A 25046-nucleotide genomic window follows, 5' to 3' on the forward strand; every position below is an offset into this window, starting at 1 on the left:
TGATATCGGGTTGTGTCCAACGCGTGACTCGTCACGGCCTGGAGTCGGGTGCCCCCTCGGGTACCTTCTGTGGGATGCGAGTGGTTCCGAGGACGAGCCATGCCGGCGGTGCCGTCGAAGCGGCCCCGCGGCTCAGGGTGCGCACCGCTGCTCGCAGGGCGGTAAGGGCTTGTGCCCCCGCTTGTTCGACCCCCCGCAGCGAGCGTCGCACAGTATGCCGTACGCGTACTCCTTCGCGTTGGAATATGCCCGAAGCGCTTGTTGGGGTGACTGTACGTCAACCATGCTGTCTCGCAAGGGAATCACGTTCCGTGACCCTTGCTCTGGCCGTTGTTCTGGCCATGCAGAAAATGGCTACGATCGTGGCCATCGTCGTCCTTGTCGTCGCGATCCTCGTCGTGGCGCTCGCTCGGCGCGGGTTCATGTGTCCGCCGGTTCGGATGGTGTGAGCGGTGCAGGTGCTTCAAGTGCAGCTGGAGATCCGGCCCGACCCCGCGGAGGTGGGACGCGCCAGGAGGTGGGCGCGCTCGCGCCTCGCCGGGTCCGCTATAGCGGCGGACGAGTCGCTGGCCGAGACGCTGATCCTGCTCGTCTCCGAGTTGGTCACCAACGCTGTCGTGCACACCGGCTGTCCGGCCGTGCTGCGGCTCTCGCTGCCGGGCAAGGACGGCAAGGGCGCCGGGGAATCCGTCACCGTACGGCTGGAGGTCGTCGACACCAGCGACCGCGCGCCCGTACCGCGGTGCGTCGACGGTGACGCGACCGGCGGCCGGGGCCTCGCCCTCGTCGACGGGCTCGCCGACCGCTGGGGCTGGAGCCCCGAAGGCGCCGGCAAGCGCATCTGGTGCGAACTCGACCGGTGTGCGGAATCCCGGCAGGGCGCGGCGGTGGCGTACGGAGGCGGGCTGACCTCGTTCGAGGGGCTGGCGTTCGAGGCGGTGTGATCCCGGTGTGCGGTGATGCGCCGGGGGATGCATCTGTGCGCGCCCATGATGAACCGGGGCATAAGTCCTAAAACCCTGAACAGGCGTTGACGCCTTGTGACCGTTTGCTCACGCTTGAGGTCTGCGATTCGCCGCGAGGGGACGGCGAGGGTCTTGTTGGCGGACGCCCTCGTCGAGCGTGGGTCGAGCCGGACGGAGGCGTGCGGGACCGGGCTCGGGGCGGGCCGGTGCGCGCAGCCGTCCGGATTCAGGGGGGAATGGGGGAGGGGCGGTGTCACGCCGGTTCCGGCGTGACACCGCCCCCGAAGAACGGCGGCACGCGAACGTCAGAGAACGGCCACGGGTGCGACCGGGGTGCCCGTCGCCCCGACGAACGGCTCCGGCATCGCCGACAGCAGGAACGCGGCCGGTTTCTCCACAGGCTGTGGACAACTCTTCGAGATTCCAGTTCTGGCCCTGCAGCATCCCCGTCTCCACCAGGTCCAGGGCGTGCACGGGCAGCCACAGGTCCTCGAACTCGGGCGGGAAGATCTCGAACGTGAGGGTGTCGTTGGCGAAGGCGGCCACATCGCGCGCGTGGAACCACTCCGGGGTGCGCACCGACAGCCCCGGCGACGGATAGCCGTACCCGTGGCCGCACGGGGGGTGCTCACGTTCTGGCGAACGGCCGGCCCTGACGAGCCGGCGGTTCTGACGAACCGGCGGTTCCGGCCGGTCACGAGGTCAGTGCGGGAGGCCGGCATCGCCGTGGCTCCGGGCTTCGCCGGCGGCGGTCCGGAAGGTCCGGCGGTAGGCGGTCGGGGTGACGCCGAGCGCTGTCTGTAGGTGCTGCCGCATCGACTGGGCCGTGCCGAAGCCGGCGTCCCGGGCCACCTGGTCGACGGAGAGGTCGGTGGACTCCAGGAGGTGACGGGCACGTTCGACGCGCTGCTGGGTGAGCCACTGGCCGGGGCTGATGCCGGTCTCCTCGCGGAAGCGGCGCGTGAAGGTCCGTACCGACATGGCCTCCTGCTCGGCCATGTCCCGCAGCTGGATGGGCTCGTGCAGGCGGCCGAGCGCCCAGGCGCGGGCCGCCGTGGTCGTGGCGACCTGCGGGTCGGGGACCGGGCGGTGGATGTACTGGGCCTGGCCGCCGTCCCGGTGCGGGGGCACGACCGTACGGCGGGCCACCTCGTTGGCGACGGCCGTGCCGTGGTCGCGGCGGACCATGTGCAGACACAGGTCGATGCCGGCGGCCACCCCGGCGGAGGTCAGCACGTCGCCGTCGTCGATGAAGAGGACGTCCGCGTCCACCTTGACCTGTGGGAACAGCCTCTGGAGGTGGTCCGCTTCGGCCCAGTGCGTGGTCGCCGGGCGGCCCTCCAGGTAACCGGCGGCGGCCAGGACGTAGACGCCGGTGCAGATGGAGGCGAGCCGGGTGCCGGGGCGGATGTGGGCGAGGGCGGCGGCCAACTCGGGGGTGAGGACGCCCTTCTCGAAGACCGGGCCCAGCTCGTACGACGCCGGGATGACCACCGTGTCGGCGGTGGCCAGCGCCTCCGGGCCGTGCGCCACGTGGATCGCGAAGTCGGCGTCGGTCTCGACCGGCCCCGGCGGCCGGACCGAGCAGGTCACGACCTCGTACAGATGCCGCCCCCGCGGGTCCTTGGGCCGGCCGAAGATGCAGTGCGGGATGCCCAGTTCGAAGGGGAGCAGGCCGTCCAGGGCGAGGACGACGACTCGGTGCGGGCGGAAGCCACGGTCACTGCTCATGGCCCGATTCTAGCGAATGCTGTCCTCCGGGCCACTCGATGGGATGGACGGGCCGGCCGAAGCTTGATGTCGTGACCCAGACAAGCGAAGCCGCCGCAGTTGCCCTTGAGGCCTCGAAGCCGACCCGCTCACCGCGTATCCACCGTGCCTGGTTCGTCGCCGCCGTCACTTTCGTCACGATCGTCGGCGCGGCCGCCTTCCGCTCCCTGCCCGGCCTGCTCATCGACCCCCTGCACCAGGAGTTCGACTGGTCGCGCGGCACGATCGGCGCGGCCGTCTCCGTCAACCTCGCGCTGTACGGGCTCACCGCGCCGTTCGCGGCCGCGCTGATGGACCGTTTCGGCATACGCCGGGTGGTGGCCGTGGCCCTGACCGTGATCGCGGTCGGCTCGGGCCTCACCGTGTGGATGACGGCCGCCTGGCAACTGCTGCTGTGCTGGGGCCTGCTGGTCGGCCTCGGCTCCGGCTCGATGGCCCTCGCCTTCGCCGCCACGGTCACCAACCGATGGTTCACCACGCGGCGCGGCCTGGTCAGCGGCATCCTCACCGCCGGCTCCGCCTCCGGCCAGCTGATCTTCCTGCCGCTCCTGTCCTGGATGGTCGAGACGTACGACTGGCGCCCGGCCGCCGTCACCGTCGCCCTCGCCGCCCTCGCGGTCGTCCCCTTCGTCTGGCTGCTGCTGCGCGACCACCCGGCCGACGTGGGCCAGAAGCCGTACGGTTCGGCGGACTTCGTGCCGAAGCCGGCGCCGGTCACCGGAGCCGCGCGCCGGACGGTCGGGGTGCTGCTCTCCGCCGTCCGCACCGGGCCCTTCTGGCTGCTCGCCGGCACCTTCGCGATCTGCGGCGCCTCCACCAACGGCCTGGTGCAGACCCACTTCGTGCCCGCCGCCCACGACCACGGCATGCCGGTCACCACGGCGGCCTCGCTGCTCGCGGTCGTGGGCGTCTTCGACGTCGTCGGCACGATCGCCTCCGGCTGGTTCACCGACCGCTTCGAACCCCGCCGCCTGCTCGCCGTCTACTACGCCCTGCGCGGCCTCTCCCTCCTCTTCCTGCCGATGCTGCTGGGCCCCTCCGTCCACCCCCCGATGATCTTCTTCATCGTCTTCTACGGCCTCGACTGGGTCGCCACCGTCCCGCCCACCCTGGCCCTGTGCCGGGAGCACTACGGCGAAGACAGCGCCATCGTCTTCGGCTGGGTCCTCGCCTCCCACCAGATCGGCGCGGCCCTCGTCGCCTACCTCGGCGGTGTCGCCCGCGACGTTTTCGGCACGTACGACATGGTCTGGTACGCCTCCGGCACGCTGTGCGCGGCGGCGGCCCTGATGGCACTGGTGATCCGGCGGCGGCCGGCGACCCTGGTGCCCGTTCTGGCTGTCTAGCCGTCCAGCCCGAACCGGCCGAGCCCGCCGAGCCCGGCGAATCGCCCCCGGTGGAACAGCAGCGGGCCGCCGGGGGCCTCGGCCGCGCCGAGCGCGTCGACACGGCCGGCCACGATCAGGTGGTCACCGCCCGTGTGCACCGCGTGGATCGCGCAGTCGATCCACGCGGCGCCTCCCAGTCGGGGCGCGCCCGACACCGGGGCCGCGTCGTAGGCCACGCCCGCGAACTTGTCCGCGCCGCACACCGCGAAGGCACGGCACAGCTCGCCGTGTCCGGCGCCGAGCACGTTGACGCAGAAGACGCCCGCGCGGGCGATGCGCGGCCATGCGGGGCGGTTGAGGGTGATGTGCCCGACCCGATTGTCAGTGGCGTGCAGTACCAATGACTCAACGGAAATTTCCGGCTCTTCGTTCTTTGAAGGCTCACGGGGGGAATTGAGCATGTTCATCTCAGCGGCACACCGCAGCGCGTCCAGCGCACGCTGTGTCAGGTTATTGAACTGACGCTGCGTCAGGAAGTGGTCCGCACGCAAAGTTGCGGGCGAAGGCGCCAGCCACCCGAGGGGGGCGGTGCGGCCTAAGCCGCCCGCTTTTGCTTGGCGAGGGCCCTCGCGATCTTCTCCGCGTCGATCGCCATCTCCCGGAACATGCCGCTGATGGGGTTGGTGTAGCCGATGAAGTGGAGGCCGGGGGCGTTCTTCGGGGTGCGGGGGCCGTGGGTGCCCGGGTTGCCGCTGTCGTCGAGGACGTCGAGGTGGCCGACCAGGCCCTCCAGCGCGCGCACGTATCCGGTCGCGGCGATCACCGCGTCGGGGGAGACGGGGGTGCCGTCGGCGAGGGTGACCTTGCGGTCCTCGAAGCCGTTGACGGCGGCCACGATCTCGACCCTCCCCTCCCGCACCGCGTCGATGAGGCCGACGTCCAGGATCGGGATGGCGCCCTCCTCGGCCCGGCTGTAGAGGCCGGTGTCGGGGCGGGGCAGGCCCTGGGCGGCCAGATCGGGCACGCTGACCTTGGCCAGCGTGCGGGCGAGCCGGTCGACGAGGGACACCGGGAGGCGTCGTACCAGGATCGCGTTGTACTGGGCGGCCCAGCCGGCGGTGGAGCGGCGCACGATGTGCGGGACGGTGCGGACGGCGAGCCGTACCCGGGAGGCGCCGCCCTCGGCCAGGTCGACGGCGATCTCGGCGCCGGTGTTGCCGGCGCCGACGACGAGGACGTCCTGGCCGGCGAAGGGTTCGGCGTCGCGGTACTCGCCGGCGTGCAGGAACCGGCCGCCGTAGGTGTCCAGGCCGGGCCAGTCGGGGATGCGCGGGGTGTGGTTGAAGCCGGTGGCGACCACCACCGCGGAGCCGGTCAGCTCACGGCCGCCAGTGGCGTGCAGCAGCCAGCGGTCACCGTCGGGCGAGGGCTCCACGCGGGAGACCTCGACGCCGGTGACGATCTCCAGTTCGTGGTGCTCGGCGTACTTCTCCAGATAGCGCACCACGTCGTCGCGGGAGACCCAGCGGCCGAAGCGGCGCGGTATGGGCAGCCCGGGCAGGGCGGAAAGGCGGCGGGTGGTGTGGAGATGGAGGCGGTCGTAGTGCCCGCGCCAGGACGCGCCCACATCGTCGGACTTCTCCAGGACGACGGCGCGAATGCCCCGGGCTCGCAGCGCGTACGCGGCGGCGAGTCCTCCGGGGCCGGCGCCGATGACGTATACGGGCGAGACGGAGGAGGGAAGCACGGCCATGTTGGGGAGCGTAATCACGCGCCACGTTGATGGGTCTCGGTCAAGACCGGAATTGATTGCGGATTGATCACACCCGTAGGAGAAGTGGGTGGGATTTGTGACGTAGCCCACTTGGTCTGAACGGATCGGTGTGAACGGAAGCGGAAGAGGGGGCTGCGAAAGGGTCATGAAAAGGCCCGCGCCGTCGGGCTCCGGTGCGCTGGAGCCCGACGGTCCGGCCCCGGTGGGCGGTGTCCTTGGACAGACGGGAAAAGGACACCGCGTTCGGGGAGGCTGTCGCGGTCGTGAGGGGCCTATCTCGATTGCGAGAGGCTCTTACTTCCCCAGCGGTGTCTTAGTCCCGCGTGGGCTTCTTGCCCTTGCCATAGCCCGTCACTGCGGCGATCCAGGTGATGAGGTCGCCCGGGTCGGTGTTGGCGCCACGGCCCTGGTCCCAGTAGAAGAGGTGGTTCACATCGTCACCGAGGTTGTCCAGGCGGGCGGCCAGGTTCGCGGAGATGACGTGCGAGGAGGCCCGCGCATGATGACCGAACTGGTGGACGCGCCCGAGCCGCGCGCGGGTCTGGAGCTGGAGGCCTTCCGGGAGGGCGTGCCGGTGTTCCGCCCCGTGGCGCGCTGAAACGGCGGCTGAAACGGCGGCGCGCTGAACGGGGGCGCGCTGAAACGGGGTGCGCTGCGAGGGAGACACGCGGATACGGGCTGGGCCACCACCCGGCGCAGAGGTTTCAATGGCCCCATGGCCGAGACCGACGAACAGCCCACCGCCAGCCGCCCCGACGTCACCCCGCACGGTCACGGCCTACGCCTAGACCGCTGGAACCCGGACTCCCAGGCCCACGCCGAGGCCTGGCTGCGTGGCCGTACCGACCTGGACTTCCTCCGCTGGAACACCCCGCTCAAGCCGGACATCGACCTCGCCGGCGCCCGTGCGGGCCTGCTGCGGCAGCGCGAACAGGCGGCCGTCGGCACCTCCGTGCCGTTCCGGATCGCGGACGCGGAGACCGGCGCGACCCTCGGCCACATCGGCATCAACATGATCGACCGGGTGTCCCGTTCGGCCCGGGTCGGCTACTGGGTGCTCCCCGAGGCACGGGGCCGCCGGGTGGCCACCCACGCCCTGACGCTGGCCGCCCGCTGGACCTTCACCGAGCTGGGGCTCTACCGCCTGGAGCTGGGGCACGCCCTCGGCCACGAGGCGTCCTGCCGTATAGCGCAGACATGCGGTTTCCCGTACGAGGGGACGCTGCGGGGCGCGATGTTCGAGGCGGGCCGGCCGAACGCGTTCCGGGACGCCCATCTGCACGCCCGCCTCGCCCCGGACCCGGAGCCGTCCCTGGATTAATTCACGTGCGGGGCGGGGCGATCGGCCGCGATCATCGACTATGGCCTCCCAAACGCCCGCACCGGACTGGCACTTCACCAGCGACGTGGACCAATTCCTCGCCCGCGCCCACGACTTCCTCCACTCCCGCCCGGACCTGCACACCGTCCATCTGACGGTGACCCAGCAGCTGCGGCCGGACGGCCCGTCGGCGTACGGCGACCAGCCCCCGTTCCTCGGCTTCCTGACCCGGAGCGACGGCAGCGTCGGCGCGGCACTGCTGCACACCCCGCCGCACGCCCTGCGCACCACCCGCCTCACGGCCGACGAGACCGAGGCGCTGGCCTCCCGTCTCCTCGCCCTCGGCCACCCGGTCCCCGAATTCGCCGCCGAACGCGCCACGGCGGAGGCGTTCGCGGCGGCCTGGGAACGGCGGACCGGGATGCCGGGGAAGCTCCACGACCTCGAACGGCTCTACCGGCTGGCCGAGTTGACGCCCCCCTGCCCGGTGCCGGAGGGCCGGGCGAGAGTGGCCGGCCCCTCGGACCGGGACCTGCTGATCCGCTGGTACGGCGGCTTCGTCGCCGACGCGGGCCTGCGGGCCGGCCGGGACGCCGGGGACTGGGCCGACTTCCGGCTCTCCTACGGCGGCATCACCCTCTGGGAGACCCCCGACGGCACCCCGGTGTCCATGGCCGGCGTGACCCCGGCGGTCGCCGGCCAGGCCCGGATCGCGCCCGTCTACACCCCACCCGAGCTGCGCGGCCGCGGCTACGCCGGCGCGGTGACGGCGGAGGTCAGCCGGGCGGCCCTGGCCCGGGGCGTCGGCGAGGTCCTTCTCGTCGCGGACCTCGCGAACCCGACGAGTAACGCGCTCTATCAGCGCATCGGCTACCGGCAGGTGGCCGACTGGGCGGTGTACGACTTCGGGGAGCGGGAGGTGTGAGGACGCCACTCACGGACCGGCGCCCGCGGACCGGCGCCCGCGGACCGCCACTCGCGGACCGCCACTCGCGGACCGCCACTCACGGACCGGCGCACGCGGACCGCCACTCACGGACCGCCACTCACGGACCGGCGCACGCGGACCGCCACTCACGGACCGCCACTCACGGACCGGCGCACGCGGACCGCCACTCGCGGACCGCCACTCGCGGACCGGCGTCCACGGGTAGCCGGCACTCAAGGCCACAGCAGTTGCTTCCGCCAAGCGCGGTTCCCTTCCGTGACGTACCGCAGGCGGACGTGCCGCCGTTCCGGGTCGCCCTGGAAGAACTCGGCCTCCTCCGGGCGCAGCCGGTAGAGGGTCCAGGTGGGGGAGGGGGCGGCCGGGTCGGCGCGGGCCCGTTCCCAGGCCGCCTCCGACTCCTCCCGCAGCTCCTGCAGCGAGGACAGGATCCCGCTCTGCCGGCCGGTGAGCGCCGCCGCCAGGGCGCCCGTCGAGCGGGCGTGCAGGTCTGCCTGCCCCTCCTCCGACGGGGCCGCGGTGACCGGCCCGCGAAGCCGGACCTGGCGGCCCAGCACCGGCCAGTAGAAGGCCAGTGCCGCGTACGGGCGGGTGCTCAACTGGTGCCCCTTGCGGCTGGTCAGGTGCGACGCGAAGGACCAGCCGTCGGCGTCCGCGCCGTGCAGCATCACGATCCGTACGTCCGCCCGGCCCTCCTCGTCCGCCGTGGCCAGCGACATGGTGTGCGGCTCCGGCTGCCCGGCCGCCACCGCCTCCGCGAACCACGTGGTGAAGAGGGGGAGGGGGGCATCGGGCGCCGACGCCGGGTCGAACGGCCGTAGCTCCGTGGTCTCGGGGGACCAGACCCGGAGCGACTTGAGGAGCGTGTGAAGATCCGTTGCTGCCATGTGCCGAGTATCACCGGGGGGGGGCCTCGCGCGGCCGCGCCATCAGCACGTCGTACGGCGGCTCGGCGTTCCCCAGGGTGCCCTGACCGCCGCCGCGGAGGGGATCCAGCTGCACGGCGGGATCGGCTTCACCTGGGAGCACGAGGCACATCTGTACTTCAAGCGGGCCGCCGGGGACGAGCTGCTGTTCGGGCCGGTGCACCGGCTGCGCGGGCACGCCGCCGACGAGGCGGAGCTGTTCGAGCTCGGGTGAACCACCGCCTGCCAGACAGGACCAGGGTGCGGGTTATTTCGTGGGCTTCTTCCCGGTCACGCCCAGGTGCACCAACAGCGCGAGGTTCGGCTTGAGTTCGGCCTGCTTCACGCCCCAGGACTGGAAGCCCTTCTGGTGCGAGGCGACCGCCGCGAGCATCGCGACCAGCGAACCGGCGATGGCCGCCGGGTTCACGTCCTTGTCGACCTTGCCCTTGGACTGCAACTCCTTGATGGAGTCGGCGAGGGAGTTGTTCACCGAGTTCAGGATCCTCATACGGATCTTGTAGAATCGTTTGTCCCCCTCGGCGGCGCCGAGGTCGACCACACGCAGGATCGCGTCGTGCTTGCGCCAGAACTCCAGGAATCCGTCCACGAGTTCCTGTGCGGTCGCCCAGCCGGCCTTGCCGACCCAGGAGCGCCCCTCCAGCAGCTGGGCCAACTGGCCGCCCTCCGTCGCCATTTGCTCGGCGATCTCCAGGACGGCGCCCTCGACGTCCGGGAAGTACTGATAGAAGGTCGCGGGCGAAGTACCCGCCTTCCGGGCGACATCGATGACCTTGACGTCCCGGTAGGGGGAGGAGCTGAGCATCTCGCTGAGGCAGTCGAGCAGCTTCTGCCGGGTCGCCTGCCCACGTCGGCCGGCCACTCGGCCGTCGACGGTACGCACTTGTCCTGTCATGCCGTCAGCTTACCGAGGGGTGATCGGAGCGCGATTCGGCCGACTGCAAATGGGGTGCACGGGTGTATGGAGGGGTGCCTGCGGGGTGCCACTCCAGGTGGTGCGGCTGGTCTGCGCGGTGCGGGCCGGGCGGTTACTTTGACGACATGGCCGAAAACAGGGCATCCGAATACACAGAGGGCGTCCCGTGCTGGGTGGACGTGCAGCTTCCCGACGTCGAGGCGGGCAAGCGGTTCTACGGCGGGCTCTTCGGGTGGACCTTCGAGGACGCCGGAGGGGGCTCCGTGTGGGCCCGCCTGGCCGGCGAGGACGTCGCCAGGCTGGCCCACAAGACGGACGGCCGGATGCCCACCGTCTGGACGGTGTTCTTCGCGACCCCCGACGCCCGGGACCTCGCCCGGCGGATCCTCGCGGCCGGCGGGCAGATCGTGAACGACCCGGCCCCCGTCCGTGACCTCGGCACCGCCGCCCTGGTCGCCGACCCGCAGGGCGCCGTCTTCGGCCTCTGGCAGCCCGCGAGCCACCTCGGGTTCGGCCTCCGGCACGCCCCCGGCGCCTTCGCCTGGGCGCAGCTGTACACCAGCGACACCGACGCGGCCAACGACTTCTACGGCCGCCTCTTCACCGACGCCCTCTTCGGCACCGACGCCGACCCGGACTTCGGCCGCGCCCCCGTCACCGACGTCTTCTACGCCAAGATGCCCCCGCATTTCGTCGTCCACTTCCGCACCGGGGACGTGGAGGCCGCGGTCGGGGCCGTGCGGCAGTTGGGGGGCCGGGTCCAGGCGCCGCCCTTCGAGACGTCGTACGGAAAAGTGGCCGTCGTGACCGACAATCAGGGGGCGTCCTTCGCGCTGCTGCAACGCTGAGGCCATAAAAGGGCGGCTCTCGGCGGATAAATGTCTCACTTTGCCACAGGACACCCCGATTGATCCCCGGGTTCGCAACCTGCGCCCGGGCCAGGAAGAATCGGGGTGCGTGCCGCCATGGCGGTGCGGTGGTGAGACGCTGCACGGGGTCGCGTACATATGTGGGTGGACGGGCCCGTACGGGGAGGTGGCAGGCAAGTGGTGGATCAGCTGACGCAGCACGATCCGCGGCGGATCGGGCCGTTCGAGGTGCTGGGACGGCTGGGGGCCGGCGGCATGGGGCTGGTCTATCTCGCGCGCTCGGCGTCCGGCCGGCGCGTGGCGATCAAGACGGTCCGGACCGAACTCGCCGAGGACCAGCTGTTCCGGGTCCGTTTCACCCGTGAGGTGGAGGCGGCCCGCGCGGTCTCCGGCTTCTACACGGCGGCCGTCGTCGACGCCGACCCGCGCGCGGCGGTGCCGTGGCTCGCGACCGCGTACGTGCCCGCGCCCTCCCTCGAGGAAATAGTGAACGACTGCGGGCCGCTGCCCGCCCAGGCGGTGCGCTGGCTCGCGGCAGGCGTCGCGGAGGCGCTCCAGTCGATCCACGGGGCCGGGCTGGTCCACCGTGACCTGAAACCCTCCAACGTCCTCGTCGTGGAGGACGGCCCCCGGGTCATCGACTTCGGTATCGCGTCCGGCGTCTCCAACACCCGTTTGACGATGACGAACGTCGCGGTCGGCACCCCCGCCTACATGTCCCCCGAGCAGGCCAAGGACTCCCGCAGCGTCACCGGCGCCAGCGATGTCTTCTCGCTCGGCTCCATGCTCGTCTTCGCCGCCACCGGCCACCCGCCCTTCCACGGCGCCAACCCGGTCGAGACCGTCTTCATGCTGCTGCGCGAGGGCCCGGACCTCGAAGGCCTCCCGGACGAACTCCGCCCCCTCATCGAGTCCTGCATGCAGATGGAGGCCACCGGCCGCCCCAACCCGGCCGACCTCCAGGCCCAGCTCGCCCCCCACCTCTTCGGCTCCGGCTCCGACGACAGCGGTACGGCGTCCGCGTGGCTGCCCGAGAAGGCGGTCGCGCTGATCGAGTCCCGCCGCGGCGGCCGCCCGGCCGTGAAAGCCTCCGCCAACCCGTCCGGCGGCCTCGGCGGCGGCAGGCTCGCCGTCCCGCCGCCGCCCGCCTACGACCCCGTCGTCCCGGCCCCGGTCCCGGTCGGCGCCCCGGCCCCCGGCCCCGACGGCGGTCCGGTCCGACTGGCCGGCGCCCAGGTGTCGATCGGCCCTGGCCCCCGGGTCGCGGATGCCCGCGCCGCCGCCGTCAAGGCGCCCCCGCCCGAGGCCGGCCTGGTGGCCAACTGGTCCCGCCCGCACCCCGGCGTCAACGGCGCCGACCCCGCCGTACCGCCCGTGCCCGTCCAGCCCCCGGAGACGGCGTCCGGCTGGCGCCCCTGGCGGTTCCGCATGTCCAACGACGTCTGGGGCACCCCGGCCGTCGACGGCGACCTCGTCTACGTCACCTCCTTCGAGGTACACGCCCTCGACGTCGCCACCGGCCGCCGCCGCTTCAAGACCCGTGACGTCGCCTGGTCCATGGCGGTCGCCGACGGCCGTATCCACGCCTCCGACGGGCCAACCCTGTTCGCCCTGGAGGCCCGTGAGGGCGGCGACCTGTGGCGGCTGTCCACGGACGCCTGGGTGTACGCCCTCATGGCCGACCGCGGCACCCTCGTCACCGGCACCCGCGGCGGCGGGGTCCAGGCCTGGGAGGCCGCCAACGGGCGGAAACTGTGGGAGCTGTCCGGCGCCCAGACCGACTTCGAGTCCCCCGAGTCAGGGCCCTCCCTGCATGAGGGCACGGTGTTCGTCTGGCAGGACGCACGCCTGCGTGCGCTGGACGCCCGTACCGGCGAGGAGCGCTGGTCCTACCCCATCGGCGACGCGGCCTCCTGCGGCGGCGTCCCGGTCCGCCTCACCCACGCCCCCGACGGCTTCGTGTACGCCTCCGCTGGCACCCGGGTCATCGCCCTCGACGCGGCGACGGGCCGGGTCCGCTGGCACTTCGAGGCGCCGGCGGTCTTCCTCTCCCCGCCGGCCTTCGTTCCCGGCCCCGCGGTCACCGGCGGCGGCGTCTACCTCGCGGACTATCTCGGCACCGTGTACGCCCTCGACGCCACCGATGGCCGCGACCGCTGGCGCATCGCCACGGAGGCCCGCGCGTCGATCGAGCCGGTGCTCGTCGCCGCCGGCCATGTGCACGTCGGCAGCGGCAAGGGGCTGTACACCCTGGACGCGGTCACCGGTACGCCCAAGTGGCGCTTCCAGGCGGGCGGCGACGTGGTGGGCGCGCCGGTGGTGGCCGAGGGCCGGATCCACTTCGGGTCCACCGACCATCTGCTGTACACGCTGAAGGCCGACGACGGGCGGCTGCGGTGGAAGCTGGCGACCGGTGGGGAGATCACCGGGTCGCCGGTGGTGCGGGACGGTGTCGTGTACGCGTGCAGCAAGGACCGGTGCGTGTACGCGCTGGACGCGGAGAAGGGGACGGGGACGGCGCGCACGGCGTGAGTGCCGCCCCTGAAGGCGCACCACTCCAGCGCCCCTTCAGGGGCGCGGGGAACTGTGCGACGAGCCACGACGCAAGGCGGCCAGCAGGTTCGGGTTGGCGAAGCCCCGACGGCCCGGATCAGCACATTGCCGCCGCCCGAGTCGCAGGCGACGTCGGTGAGCAGGCCGGTGCGGCAGAAGCCGGTCGGGGTGTCGTTCGTGAACTGGGAGAAGGCGCTGGTGCCGGCCGCCGCGAGCCCGGCCACGGCCATGAGGGCGACGGCCCGCCAGGACTCGGGCTGGGTACGGCGCACGCCGACCACCAGGTAGTACCAGGCGAGGACGGTCAGCAGGCCGCGCAGCGGGGCGGTGGGATGACCGCCGAGGTAGGTCGTCGCCACCGAGGCGACCAGCAGCAGGGCGACGGGCAGGTCCAGCCGGGTCCGGAAGTCCCGGAGCCGGGCCCGTGGCCGTCGCGGCACCGGCACCGGCAGCGCGATCAGCCCGGCGAGCAGGGCGAGGCGCGTCGGGGTGACGATGCCCACGATCGCGTCGTCGGGGAAGAAGTCGGTGGCCGCGTCCAGCAGTACGACGTCGACCACCCCCAGGGGGACGAACTGCACGAACTTGACGATCGCCGAGGACGGCCAGGAGCCCGGCACGCCCTCAGATCGGATGCCGATGCCATGACACCCGAGCGTGGCCCCCGGGTGCGAAACCCGGGTGACCGCCGAGCGAACGTATTCGAGCGACTACGGAGACGCAGCGCTTCGCTTCTGACGCCGGCGAGGAGGGCGGGCCGGCCGCCCGCCACGGAAACGCCGGCGCGTCTGACCCTCTCGCCGGACACACCTCGGCCGCGGCGGCTCCCCCTCGGCGCCGCCGCGGCCGGTCCCCGTCTGGAGAAAGGTCTGGTCAGGCGGTCTCGTCGGAGGCGTGGTTGTCCAGGAGAACGGCTGCGGCCTTCTCGCTCGACGCGTGGTTGTCCAGGGTGGTGATCCCGTCGTCCTCGGAAGGCGTCGCGGGCGTCGCCACAGGGGCCTCCGCCGTGTCGAGGAGGTTCTCCTCGACGGCGGAGGCGTGGTTGTCGAGCGGCTTGACGACGTCGGCGGTCTTCTCGTCCTGCGCCATGATGATCAACTCCGGCTGTTCGTGCTGAAAAGCTGGGAAACGGCCCGTCCGACGGCTCCCCCGGGGGCCGTCGGACGGGCGTGTGGGCCGTTCACCCTAATCGGTGAGGCCACTCCGTGATCCGTCTGCCCCCCGACGCGACGGATCGATGTACGTAAGCCTGCCGAGCCGCGATAAACGAACGATGAACGGTGCCGGCCGCTCCGCTACGCGGCTTGCGCCGGTGCCAGGAGAGAGCGCACCTCGGCCGCCTCGGCGGAGCCCAACTGTTCGTAGATGGAGAGGGCTTCACGCCAGCAGGCGTTCGCACGGTCGGGCTGGCCGAGCCTGGCCAGTGCCCTGCCGAGGACCGTGAGCACCGTCCCCCGACGCCACTCGCCACCGATGCCACGCAGCGCGATCGCCTGCTCCGCGTGCAGTGCCGCGGGGGTGAAGCGCTCCGCCGCCAGATGCACCTCGGCGATCCGGAAGTGCGCGACGCCCTCCCACAGGGGCTGCCGGTTGTCGTGGAACAGGGCCAGAGCGTCCGTGAGTTGGTCAAGCGCCTCGGACAGGCGCCCGGCCTGGGTGAGGGCGATGCCGAGGGCATAGCGACCGTTGGCGAGACGCAGGGTCAGGCCCATGCGGTCGTAGATGCCGATGCCCTGCTCGGCGAGTTCGATCGCGCTCGCGGTCTGTCCCATGGCCAGCCGGATCCGGGAGAGGTTGCACAGGGCGCTGGCCTCGCCGACGTTGTTGCCGTCGGCCCGGAAGTTGTCGATGGCCTGCTGGAGGTAGGTCTCGCCGTCAGCGTGCCGGTTCTGGTAGAGGGCGATGATGCCGCGGTCGTTGGGCGCCCAGCAGTTGGGCAGCGGGTCCTGGGCGTCGTCGGCCAGCTTCATGGCGAGGCGTGCCTCGCCGTCGGCCTCGTCGAAGCGGCCCGCGACCAGGTGCACATTGGTCAGCGTGGTGCGGGCACGGCCCTCCGCCCGGGCATCGCCGGCGGCATGCGCCGCGTTCCGTACGGCGGTCGCCGCGACCTCGTACTCGCGGGCGTTGGCACCCGACTCCGCGAGGTCCTTCGTGGCCCACAGGAGGTCCACCGCCCGGCGCAGCCTCTCGGGGCCGACGGACTGCCGGACACACGCCATCACGCAGTTGGCCTCACTGTAGAGCCAGTCCTGAGCCGCGCCCGGCGACGTGAAGACGAGGCCGGGGTAGGAGGTCGGCTCCAGATGGTCCACCAGCCGGTCCCCCGGCCGCTCGATCGCGTACACTCCCGCCGCCGTCGCCAGACAGAAGTCCAGCAGCCGTGACATCGCCCCCTCCCGCTCGCTCGGCGGTTGTTCGTCCCGTTCCGCGCACGCGCGCGCGTAGAGGCGGACCAGGTCGTGGAAGCGGTAGCGGCCGGGGGCCGCCGACTCCAGCAGGGACGTGTCGACCAGGGCCTCCAGGAGGTCCTCCGTGTCCTCCGCCGGGAGGTCCAGGACCGCCGCGGCCGCCGCCAGCGAGATGTCCGGGCCGTCCGCCAGGCCCAGCAGGCGGAAGGCGCGGGCCTGGGCCGGCTCCAGTTGGCCGTAGCCCAGTTCGAACGTCGCCTTCACCGCCAGGTCACCGGCCTGGAGTTCGTCCAGGCGGCGGCGTTCGTCCGCGAGCTTCGCCGCCAGTACCGAGACCGTCCAGGTGCGGCGGGCCGCGAGACGGGACGCGGCGATGCGGATCGCCAGGGGCAGGAAGCCGCACGCGGCCACCACGTCCAGGGCCGCCTCGCGTTCGGCGGCCACCCGCTCCTCGCCGACGATCCTGGTGAACAGCTGGAGCGCCTCGTCGGGGGACATCACGTCCAGGTCCACCAGGTGGGCCCCGGCCAGGTCGACCATGCGGACGCGGGAGGTGACCAGGGCAGCGCAGCCCTCCGTGCCCGGCAGCAGCGGCCGTATCTGGGCCGCGTCCTTGGCGTTGTCCAGGAGGACCAGGATCCGGCGGCCGTCCAGGACCGATCGGTACAGGGCCGCCCGGTCGTCCAGGGAGTCCGGGACGGAGGAGTCCGGGGTGCCCAGGGCGCGGAGGAAGGAGCCCAGGACCGTCTCCGGTTCGGCGGCTCGCGGGCCCGCGCCCTGCAGGTCCACGTACAGCTGGCCGTCCGGGAAGGCCCACCGGGCCTGGTGGGCCACATGGACCGCGAGGGTCGTCTTGCCCACGCCGCCGATCCCCGCCAGCGCGGACACGGCCATCACCCGGCCCTCCGCCGACGCCAGCACCTCGCCCAGTTCGGTGACGAAGGCGGCGCGGCCGGTGAAATCGGGGACGGTGGCGGGGAGCTGGGCGGGCCGGACCAGGGTGGCCGGGGGGTCCGCCGTGGGGGAAGAGGGTTCCGCCAGCGCCGGGTCGGCCTGCAGTATCCGCTGCTGCAGGTCCCGCAGGCCCGGGCGCGGGTCGACGCCCAGTTCCTCGGCGAGCAGACGGCGGGTGTCCGCGTACACGGCCAGCGCCTCCGCCTGGCGGCCACTGCGGTACAGGGCCAGCATCAGCAGTTCACGCAGGCGCTCGCGGAGCGGGTGGGCGGCCGTCAGCGCCGTCAGTTCCGACACCGCCTCCGCGTGGCAGCCCTGCTCCAGGTCCATGTCCAGGCGGGACTCGATGAGTTGGAGGCGCCACTCCTCCAGGCGGACCCGGTGGGCGTCGGCGTAGGGGCCGGGGACGCCGGCCAGGGGTTCGCCGTCCCACAGGGACAGGGCGCGCCCCAGCAACTCCCGTGCCCGGCGCAGGTCCCCGCCGCTGCGCGCCTTCTCCGCCTCCGCCGCCAGGTCCTGCGTCACCGCCAGGTCCAGGGCACCCTCGCCGAGGCCGCGCACCGCGTAGCCGCCGGACTCGCTGGCCAGGACGCCCGGGTCCAGGATCTTCCGCAGCCGCGACGCGTACGTCCGTACCGCCGCCAGCGCCTGCGACGGCGGCTCGGGGCCCCACAGCGCGTCGATCAGCTCGGCCGCCGTCGCCGTGCGGCCCTCGCGCAGCAACAGGGCGGCGAGCAGCGCGCGTTGCTGGGGTGAGCCGGTGTTGAGCGGCTGCCCCTCCCGCCAGGCGCGCACCGGACCGAGCACACTGAAGCGCAACGCCGCCGCCTCCGCCGAGGAGGAGGGTCGCCGCTGCTCCGGTACCCGCGGTCCACCGTCCATGCCCGTCCCCCTAGACATCCCGATCCACCCCGTCAGTTTGCCTTGTTCAGGGGAGTTGCGTCAGCCTGGCGAGACACCGATCACAGGGCGACACGCGGTGGTCCACATACCCTTCACACGGAAGTGGCCTCCCCGAGCAGGCCCAGTTCATGACGGAACGCCTCCGCCAGCAGATCCGCGTCCTGGGCACCGGAGTTGGTGCACACGCTCAGCGTGTGGCCGCGGGCGCAGCCGCCCAGCGCGAAGGTGACCGTGCCGTCCGGAGGCACCATGGGCACCACGGTGACCCGGCGCAGCGGGCGCCCGGCCAGCGTACTGCCGGACTCGCGGAGGTGGACGTAGGTGCAGGCGGCGGGCGCGTAGGCGGGGACGAACAGTCGCCCGCGGGCCAGCGCCCGGGCGGGGCCGGGCAGGGCGGTGAGGGCGGCCTCGAACACCTTCTCGGCCGTGCTCGACGGCCGGGTGACGGTCCGCAGCAGCCCGGTGCACGCGGCGGGACGGTCCGCCGGCGCCGCCAGGGCCACCGGCGCGGCCAGCCGGACATTGCAGAACGCGTTGCCCGGGAAGTCGCCCCGGTCGGCGGGGCGTTGATCGACCGGGACGGACAGCCGGACCGGCCCGGTCACCTCGGGGCCCGCGGGGGACGCCGACAGGCAGGAGCGCAGTACGCCCGAAACGGCCGCCAGGAATACCGCGTTGGTGGTCGCCGCCCCAGCGTGCCCGCGCGCGGCCCGCATGAGGTCCGGGGGCAGTCGTACGACGGAGTACGCCGTCCTCCGCTCGCCCTTCCCCGGCAACGGCACCGCGAGGCCGGCCGTCAGCAGCCCCGGCTGGGTGCCGGGCGCGGGCATCCGGCGGACCGCGCCCGGCCCGGCCGCCGAGGCGCCGGCGTCCACTGGCGCGCAGCCGTCCAGGAGGGCACGCAGCAGGGTGGTCAGCGACCGTCCGTCGAGCAGGCTGTGGTGAATAGGGAAGAGAAGGGTGAACTCGTCCTGGGCCGGCTGAGCATCCGCGGACGGGCGCGACGCCGGGTTCCCGACGGACGGCCGAAGTCGCTACTCCTGACGGGTGGCCTCCGCGGCCGGGGCGTGCCGGGGGCGGTCCGCGTGCCGTAGAAAGACGGAGCGAGTTGCCGACTGCGGGAGGACGCCGTGCCGAGTGCTGATCCGATCCTGGTCACCGGTGCCGCCGGTGGCGTCGGAGACGTGGGCGGGACCGTCGTCAGGGAGTTGCGCCGACACGGAGTTCCGGTGCGAGCCCTGGTGCACCACGACGACGACCGTGCCGCCGCTCTGCGGGCGGTCGGCGGCGTCGAGGTGGTGGCCGGTGACCTCACGCGCGGCGCGGACGTGGTCGCGGCACTGGCGGGCTGCCGCAGGGCCTACTTCGGGATGAGCCCGTCGCCCGACTACCTGGAGGCCACGGCAACCGTGGCGGCGGCGGCCCTTGAGAGCGGGCGGCTCGACCTGCTGGTGAACATGTCACAGATGACCGTCTCCCAGATGGACCTCACCAGCAGCGCGGAGTCACGCCAGCAGCGGCTGCACTGGCTCTCCGAACACGTCCTCGACTGGTCCGGGCTGCCCGTCATCCACCTCCGGCCGACGGTGTTCATGGAGAACCCACTCTTCGGCGTGCTCGCCACGGCATCCATCCAGCGCGACGACACCATCCGCCTCCCCTTCGGCAGCGCACGCACCTCGCCGGTGGCCGCCCGCGACGTGGCCGCGGTAGTCACCCGACTGCTGCTCGACCCCGCACCACCGCTCGGCCGGGTCTACGAACTGACCGGCGCCGCCTCCCGCGACATGACCGCGATCGCCGCCGAGTTCTCCGACGCGCTGGGACGCACCGTGACGTACGTCGACGTGCCGTACGACGAATGGGCCGAGCGCGACCTCAAGCCGCTGGGCCTGCCGCCGCACGTCTTCGCCCACGTCGCCACGATGGCCCGCCTGCACGGGGAGAACCGCTACGACCGGGCGACCGACGACGTGACGGAACTCCTGGGCCGCCCGCCGTCGGGCATCGACAGCCTGGTCGAAGCCACGCCGGGACTGCGGGCCGGAAAGGGGTAGGCGCCGCACCCGCGACGCTCAGCCGTCCAGGTCCACCCGCACCGTCAGCAGGTTCGTCCCGAGCAGCCGTACGGCGGTGCTGTTGCCCCGGGGCAGGGTGCGCAGGCGGGCCACCGGGTCGTCGTCGGGCATGAGGTGGGCCGTACCCGCGTGCCACTTCCCGCGGATACGGACCCGCACCCGAGGGTCGGCCTTGATGTTGCGGACGTACTGGGAGTGCTCGCCGAACTCCGACACCAGCCAGAAGGAGTCACCGACCCGCCGGCCGCCGAGCGGCGTGCGGCGGGGCAGGCCGGAGGTGCGCCCGGTGGTCTCCAGGAGGGTCTGGAAGGGCATCAGCCGGGTCAGCGGGTTGGCGACATGGCGCTGGAAGGCGGTGGTGGCGCGGAAACGGGCGTCAGCGGGGCGTGGCATGGTCCGTGCGACTCCTTCGCGTCTCTGATCTCTGGCTCGCATGATTGCTGCCGTGGCTCCAATGGTCCCCGACACGCGCGCGACTGAGGCGGTGGGTGCGGATGCGGGTCGTGACCTGGAACCTGTGGTGGCGAATACAGCACTGTCGTGGTCGAACAGCTCAACATCAAGAACATGGTCAAGTCCGCCAGGGGCACCATGGAGGAACCCGGCAGGAACGTCACGCAGAAGTCCGGCCTGAACCGCTCCATCAGCCAGGAGGCATGGGGCCGCACCGTGACGATGCTGACGTACAAGACCGCCCGCCACGGCGGCACCCTGCACCAGGTCCCTGCCCCCGGCACCTCCCTGCGCTGCTCAGCCTGTGGTTTCACCAGACCGGGCAGCCGGGAGTCCCAGGCCACGTTCGTGTGCACAAACCCCGACTGCGGATGGTCGGGCAACGCCGACTGGAACGCAGCCCGGAACATCCTGCACCTGTACCGGATGGGCCACGCGCTCATCCCGGCTGCCGGGAGGGCAGTCGTCAGGCGTCCCCGGGGCGTCAAGCCCGCCACCGCAAGGTAGGCAGGAATCTGCCTCGTTTACGAGGGAGAGCACTTCAACGACGCCCCAGGAAGATCGGGTTGGTCAGCGCCGCCAAGCCTCCGGGTACCGGGCCCGCTGCCGTCTCGTGGCGGAGTTCCGCCCGGACGTAGGCCGCGTACTGCGGGGTCGTCTGCCATTCGACCACGCCCGAGCCGGCCACCGGGAGCGGGTCGCTGGTCAGCAGGACGCCCTGGTCCGTGACGAAGCGGACCGTGCAGCGCGGTACGCCGGAGGCCTCCAGGCGGACGGTCACCGGGGTGTCGGCGGCCACCTCCAGCCGCTCGCCGATCCCGGCCCGCTCGCCGCGCCCGCCCGTGACCGTGAAGTTCACCTTCACGTTCTTCGACTCGGCGATGTAGGAGCGGCCCGCGCGCAGGCCGTCCTGGATGGCCTCGCGGGTCAGGTCGTCGGCGAGGACGACGGTCTGGGGCATGCCGACGGCGTCCGGGGAGCGGTGCGCGTCGCTGTTGCCCATCGCGGGGAGCCATTCCCGGTCGTCGCGCACCGAGGCGACCAGTGTGGCGTCCCAGGCGGACAGGGCCACCTCGTCGTCGGGGGTGTAGGGGCCGTTCCACACCTCGACCGCGTCGGCGTCCCCGAACCCGAACTTCCAGGCGCAGCCGACACACGTGGCGTGCGGATGCGCCGGTACGACCAGACCGCCGGCCTCGTGGATCTGGCGGGCGAACCTGCCGAACCGGTTGTCCCGGGCGCGGTAGCGCCAGTCGACGAAGGTGCCCGGGTCGGTGCCCAGGGCGACTACATGGCCGTTGCGGGTCGTGATCTCCTCGCCGAGCATGATCAGCAGGTCGTCGCCGGCCTGGTCCGCCCAGTGCGCGTGCGAGGAGTGCGTGTTGTGCTCGGAGGAGTTGATGAAGTCCAGGCCGGCCTGGCGGGCCAGCGCCGCGATCTCGGCCGGGGTGCGGCGGCCGTCGGAGTACCAGGAGTGCAGGTGACAGTCGCCGCGGTACCAGTCCCGGCCCCGGCCCTTGGCCCGCTCCGGCGGGTACACCGGGCGGAGCGGGGTGCCGGGCTCGCCGTACGTCAGCGTGATCGTCAGCTCGTACGTCAGACCCTGCGGGGCGACCGTGTAGGGGCCGAGGGCGACATGCCAGGTGCCCGCGCCGACCGGGCCGGGAAGGTACCCGGGGGTCGCGTCGTCGGCGCGGACGAAGAACTCCGTGCGCGCGCCGCCCGACCAGCCCCGGAAGCCACTGCCGCCCAGTTCGGTGCCGTGCTGGTCGAAGAGGCCGATGTCGAGCGCGTTGCCCGCGGTGCCGGCCGGGACGCTCGGCCTGTCGTAGGTGTAGGAGACCTTGATCTCCCGGACGCCGGTGGGGACCTCGACCGGTACGTACACGAAGTCCGGGCAGCCGGGCGGCAGCGTGCCGCGTATCGTCCGGGTCTCCTGGTCCTGACCGTCCGCCGCTGCGAAGCTCACGGTTCCCAACGTAAGGGCTGCCGCCGCGCCCGTCACGAACAGCGCGCGTCTGCCGATGCCGTGCGTGTCCTCACACACGGGAGTGCCTCGGCCTCGGCACCGGTATCACCCTAGCCGGGCCGGGGTGGTGGGCGGCTGCGGGTGCGTTGTGGTTGCTCGCGCCCACGCGGCGGAGCCGCACATGTGAAGGAGCCCCGCACCCCTTCGGGGCGCCACCAGGCACCCCAGCCGTCCCGATCACCCCGAACGTATGCTCAAGGAATGACGACTTCCGCGACTTCTGGAACGTCCGGGACCTCCGGAGCCGGCCCCACCGAGAACTCCATGCGTCGCGCCCTCAAACGCGCCCGGGACGGCGTCGCCCTCGACGTCTCCGAGGCCGCCGTTCTGCTCCAGGCGCGCGGCGAGGCTCTCGACGACCTCGCCGCGTCCGCCGCCCGGGTGCGCGACGCCGGTCTGGAACAAGCGGGCCGCCCGGGTGTCATCACGTACTCGAAGAGCGTCTTCATCCCCCTCACCCGCCTGTGCCGCGACAAGTGCCACTACTGCACGTTCGTCACCGTCCCCGGCAAGCTCCGCCGGGCCGGGCACGGGATGTTCATGTCACCGGACGAGGTCCTCGACATCGCCCGCAAGGGCGCGGCCCTCGGCTGCAAGGAAGCCCTGATCACCCTCGGTGACAAGCCCGAGGACCGCTGGCCGGAGGCGCGCGAGTGGCTCGACGCGCACGGCTACGACGACACCATCGCCTACGTCCGCGCCATCTCCATCCGCATCCTGGAGGAGACGGGCCTGCTGCCTCACCTCAACCCGGGCGTGATGTCCTGGACCGACTTCCAGCGCCTCAAGCCGGTCGCGCCGAGCATGGGCATGATGCTGGAGACGACGGCGACCCGCCTGTGGTCCGAGCCCGGCGGCCCCCACCACGGCTCCCCCGACAAGGAACCCGCCGTCCGGCTGCGCGTCCTGGAGGACGCCGGCCGTTCCTCGGTCCCCTTCACCTCGGGCATCCTGATCGGCATCGGCGAGACCTACGAGGAGCGCGCCGAGTCCCTCTTCGCGCTGCGCCGCGTCGCCCGCTCGTACCACGGCGTCCAGGAACTGATCATCCAGAACTTCCGCGCCAAGCCGGACACGGCGATGCGCGGCATGCCGGACGCCGAGCTGGACGAACTGGTCGCGGCGGTCGCGGTGGCCCGCCTCGTGATGGGCCCGGCCGGCAACATCCAGGCGCCGCCCAACCTCGTCCAGGGGGGCACCTCCCAGACGGAGTCCGGGGGAGAGTACGAGCGCCTCATCGCGGCCGGCATCGACGACTGGGGCGGGGTCTCCCCGCTCACCATCGACCACGTCAACCCCGAACGCCCCTGGCCGCAGATCGAGGAACTGGCCCGGAAGTCGGCCGCCGCGGGCTTCGAGCTGCGGGAACGTCTCTGCGTGTACCCGGAGTTCGTCCGCCGCGGCGAGCCCTGGCTCGACCCGCGGCTGCGCCCGCACGTGGCCGCGCTGGCGGACCCGGAGACGGGCCTCGCGGTCCCGGAAGCGGTCGTCGAGGGACACCCCTGGCAGGAGCCCGAGGAGGTCTTCACCGCCTCCGGCCGCACCGACCTGCACACCACCATCGACACCGAGGGCCGCACGGCCGACCGCCGCGACGACTTCGACGAGGTGTACGGCGACTGGGGCGCCCTGCGCGAGGCGGCCGCCCCCGGCATGGCACCCGAGCGCATCGACACGGACGTCCGCCAGGCCCTGGCGGCCGCGGCCGACGACCCCACGAAGCTGACGGACACCGAGGCCCTCGCCCTCCTCCACGCGGACGGCCCGGCACTGGACGCGCTGACCAGGATCGCCGACGACGTCCGCAGGTCGGCGGTCGGCGACGACGTCACCTACATCGTCACCCGCAACATCAACTTCACCAACGTCTGCTACACCGGCTGCCGGTTCTGCGCCTTCGCCCAGCGCCGCACGGACGCCGACGCCTACACCCTCTCCCTGGACCAGGTCGCCGACCGGGCCCAGCAGGCATGGGAGGTCGGCGCGGTCGAGGTCTGCATGCAGGGCGGTATCCACCCCGACCTGCCCGGCACGGCGTACTTCGACATCGCGAAGGCGGTGAAGGAGCGGGTCCCCGGCATGCATGTGCACGCCTTCTCGCCGATGGAGGTCGTGAACGGCGCGACGCGCACCGGCATGTCGATCCGGGAGTGGCTGACCGTGGCGAAGGAGTCGGGCCTGGACACCATCCCCGGGACGGCGGCGGAGATCCTGGACGACGAGGTGAGGTGGGTTCTCACGAAGGGCAAGCTCCCCACCGCCACCTGGATCGAGGTCGTCACCACCGCCCACGAGCTGGGCATCCGCTCCTCCTCCACGATGATGTACGGCCATGTCGACCAGCCCCGCCACTGGCTGGGCCATCTGCGCACCCTGGCCCGCATCCAGCAGCAGACCGGCGGCTTCACCGAGTTCGTGACCCTGCCCTTCATCCACACCAACGCCCCCGTCTACCTCGCGGGCATCGCGCGCCCGGGCCCGACCATGCGCGACAACCGGGCCGTCACCGCGATGGCCCGCCTCCTCCTCCACCCCTGGGTGCCGAACATCCAGACAAGCTGGGTGAAACTGGGCACGGAGGGTGCGGCGGAGATGCTCCGCTCGGGCGCGAACGACCTGGGCGGCACGCTGATGGAGGAGACCATCTCGCGGATGGCGGGCTCGTCGTACGGCTCGTACAAGTCGGTCCGGGACCTGATCGCCGTGGCCGAGGCCGCCGGCCGTCCGGCGAAGCCCCGTACGACGGTGTACGGCGAGGTGTCCGAGGAGCGGCAGCGGGCGGCCGAGGCCTCCGACGGGCATCTGCCGGAGCTGCTGCCGGTGCTGGACTGAGCGGCAAGCGGGCGGGCAGCG

General features: G+C 72.3%; 20 protein-coding genes and 3 pseudogenes. 12 read left to right on the forward strand and 11 right to left on the reverse strand.

What is annotated here, in order from left to right:
* Positions 1-311: 311 nt before the first annotated feature.
* Positions 312-449 (forward strand): hypothetical protein, encoded by a 138-nt coding sequence (locus ABZ396_RS07595; RefSeq protein WP_358916667.1) that lies wholly within the window; start codon positions 312-314, stop codon positions 447-449.
* An 18-nt stretch (positions 450-467) separates the two neighbouring features.
* Complete coding sequence (locus ABZ396_RS07600) at positions 468-944, forward strand: ATP-binding protein (RefSeq protein WP_358916735.1); 477 nt, start codon at positions 468-470, stop codon at positions 942-944.
* 326 nt (positions 945-1270) lie between these two features.
* On the opposite strand, the pseudogene ABZ396_RS07605 reads toward ABZ396_RS07600, so the two are convergent.
* Together ABZ396_RS07605 and ABZ396_RS07610 are read right to left on the reverse strand one after the other, a co-directional pair.
* Positions 1271-1565: pseudogene (locus ABZ396_RS07605) on the reverse strand (cyclase family protein); the annotation flags it as partial.
* A gap of 102 nt (positions 1566-1667) precedes the next feature.
* Positions 1668-2696, reverse strand: coding sequence for a helix-turn-helix domain-containing protein (locus tag ABZ396_RS07610; protein WP_358916669.1), 1029 nt, complete (start codon positions 2694-2696; stop codon positions 1668-1670).
* 71 nt (positions 2697-2767) lie between these two features.
* Between ABZ396_RS07610 and ABZ396_RS07615 the strand changes: the two genes are divergently transcribed.
* Positions 2768-4081 (forward strand): MFS transporter, encoded by a 1314-nt coding sequence (locus tag ABZ396_RS07615; protein ID WP_358916670.1) that lies wholly within the window; start codon positions 2768-2770, stop codon positions 4079-4081.
* Here the strand turns inward: ABZ396_RS07615 and ABZ396_RS07620 are convergent.
* Positions 4078-4614, reverse strand: coding sequence for a flavin reductase family protein (locus ABZ396_RS07620; RefSeq protein ID WP_358916671.1), 537 nt, complete (start codon positions 4612-4614; stop codon positions 4078-4080). The two genes, ABZ396_RS07615 and ABZ396_RS07620, sit on opposite strands and share 4 nt — an antisense overlap.
* Before the next feature lie 44 nt (positions 4615-4658).
* A complete protein-coding gene (locus tag ABZ396_RS07625; protein WP_358916672.1) occupies positions 4659-5816 on the reverse strand; it encodes an NAD(P)/FAD-dependent oxidoreductase in 1158 nt (385 codons plus the stop codon).
* 736 nt (positions 5817-6552) lie between these two features.
* On the opposite strand from ABZ396_RS07625, the gene ABZ396_RS07630 reads away from it, so the two are divergent.
* Positions 6553-7158 (forward strand): GNAT family N-acetyltransferase, encoded by a 606-nt coding sequence (locus ABZ396_RS07630; RefSeq protein WP_358916673.1) that lies wholly within the window; start codon positions 6553-6555, stop codon positions 7156-7158.
* A 40-nt stretch (positions 7159-7198) separates the two neighbouring features.
* Positions 7199-8083 carry a GNAT family N-acetyltransferase gene (locus tag ABZ396_RS07635; RefSeq protein ID WP_358916674.1) on the forward strand — a complete coding sequence of 295 codons (885 nt, stop codon included), beginning with the start codon at positions 7199-7201 and terminating at the stop codon, positions 8081-8083.
* Positions 8084-8319: 236 nt separating this feature from the next.
* On the opposite strand, the gene ABZ396_RS07640 is transcribed toward ABZ396_RS07635, so the two are convergent.
* A complete protein-coding gene (locus ABZ396_RS07640) occupies positions 8320-8991 on the reverse strand; it encodes a pyridoxal 5'-phosphate synthase (RefSeq protein ID WP_358916675.1) in 672 nt (223 codons plus the stop codon).
* An 85-nt stretch (positions 8992-9076) separates the two neighbouring features.
* On the opposite strand from ABZ396_RS07640, the pseudogene ABZ396_RS07645 reads away from it, so the two are divergent.
* Positions 9077-9244 (forward strand): annotated as a pseudogene (locus ABZ396_RS07645) (acyl-CoA dehydrogenase); the annotation flags it as partial.
* A 33-nt stretch (positions 9245-9277) separates the two neighbouring features.
* On the opposite strand, the gene ABZ396_RS07650 reads toward ABZ396_RS07645, so the two are convergent.
* Positions 9278-9925, reverse strand: coding sequence for a TetR family transcriptional regulator (locus ABZ396_RS07650; RefSeq protein WP_358916676.1), 648 nt, complete (start codon positions 9923-9925; stop codon positions 9278-9280).
* A gap of 146 nt (positions 9926-10071) precedes the next feature.
* Here ABZ396_RS07650 and ABZ396_RS07655 point away from each other — a divergent pair, with 146 nt between their 5' ends.
* The 3 genes from ABZ396_RS07655 (at position 10072) to ABZ396_RS07665 (ending at position 13656) form a co-directional block, all read left to right on the forward strand.
* Entirely contained in the window at positions 10072-10794 is a 723-nt protein-coding gene (locus tag ABZ396_RS07655; protein ID WP_358916677.1) for a VOC family protein, read from the forward strand.
* Between the two features lie 198 nt (positions 10795-10992).
* The gene (locus ABZ396_RS07660; protein ID WP_358916679.1) at positions 10993-13347 is read left to right on the forward strand and encodes a serine/threonine-protein kinase; all 2355 of its coding nucleotides are present in this window, start codon (positions 10993-10995) and stop codon (positions 13345-13347) included.
* Positions 13348-13503: 156 nt separating this feature from the next.
* Entirely contained in the window at positions 13504-13656 is a 153-nt protein-coding gene (locus tag ABZ396_RS07665) for a hypothetical protein (RefSeq protein WP_358916681.1), read from the forward strand.
* Between the two features lie 585 nt (positions 13657-14241).
* On the opposite strand, the gene ABZ396_RS07670 is transcribed toward ABZ396_RS07665, so the two are convergent.
* The 3 genes from ABZ396_RS07670 to ABZ396_RS07680 form a co-directional block, all read right to left on the reverse strand.
* Complete coding sequence (locus tag ABZ396_RS07670; RefSeq protein WP_358916683.1) at positions 14242-14457, reverse strand: hypothetical protein; 216 nt, start codon at positions 14455-14457, stop codon at positions 14242-14244.
* Between the two features lie 206 nt (positions 14458-14663).
* Complete coding sequence (locus ABZ396_RS07675) at positions 14664-17612, reverse strand: BTAD domain-containing putative transcriptional regulator (RefSeq protein WP_358916684.1); 2949 nt, start codon at positions 17610-17612, stop codon at positions 14664-14666.
* Between the two features lie 113 nt (positions 17613-17725).
* On the reverse strand, positions 17726-18508 hold the full coding sequence (locus ABZ396_RS07680; RefSeq protein ID WP_358916686.1) for a hypothetical protein: 783 nt from the start codon (positions 18506-18508) through the stop codon (positions 17726-17728).
* 255 nt (positions 18509-18763) lie between these two features.
* Between ABZ396_RS07680 and ABZ396_RS07685 the strand changes: the two genes are divergently transcribed.
* Positions 18764-19690, forward strand: coding sequence for an NAD(P)H-binding protein (locus tag ABZ396_RS07685; protein ID WP_358916688.1), 927 nt, complete (start codon positions 18764-18766; stop codon positions 19688-19690).
* 18 nt (positions 19691-19708) lie between these two features.
* Here the strand turns inward: ABZ396_RS07685 and ABZ396_RS07690 are convergent, their stop codons facing one another.
* The gene (locus ABZ396_RS07690) at positions 19709-20104 is read right to left on the reverse strand and encodes a nitroreductase/quinone reductase family protein (RefSeq protein ID WP_358916690.1); all 396 of its coding nucleotides are present in this window, start codon (positions 20102-20104) and stop codon (positions 19709-19711) included.
* A 135-nt stretch (positions 20105-20239) separates the two neighbouring features.
* On the opposite strand from ABZ396_RS07690, the pseudogene ABZ396_RS07695 reads away from it, so the two are divergent.
* Positions 20240-20671, forward strand: a pseudogene (locus tag ABZ396_RS07695) (transposase); the annotation flags it as partial.
* Positions 20672-20705: 34 nt separating this feature from the next.
* Here the strand turns inward: ABZ396_RS07695 and ABZ396_RS07700 are convergent.
* Positions 20706-22211, reverse strand: a complete 1506-nt coding sequence (locus ABZ396_RS07700) for a CehA/McbA family metallohydrolase (RefSeq protein ID WP_358916691.1) — start codon at positions 22209-22211, stop codon at positions 20706-20708.
* 183 nt (positions 22212-22394) lie between these two features.
* Between ABZ396_RS07700 and ABZ396_RS07705 the strand changes: the two genes are divergently transcribed.
* Positions 22395-25025, forward strand: coding sequence for a bifunctional FO biosynthesis protein CofGH (locus ABZ396_RS07705; protein WP_358916692.1), 2631 nt, complete (start codon positions 22395-22397; stop codon positions 25023-25025).
* Positions 25026-25046 lie beyond the last annotated feature (21 nt).

Origin of the sequence: Streptomyces sp. NPDC005866, from assembly GCF_040629895.1 — a bacterium.
Lineage (GTDB): Bacteria > Actinomycetota > Actinomycetes > Streptomycetales > Streptomycetaceae > Streptomyces.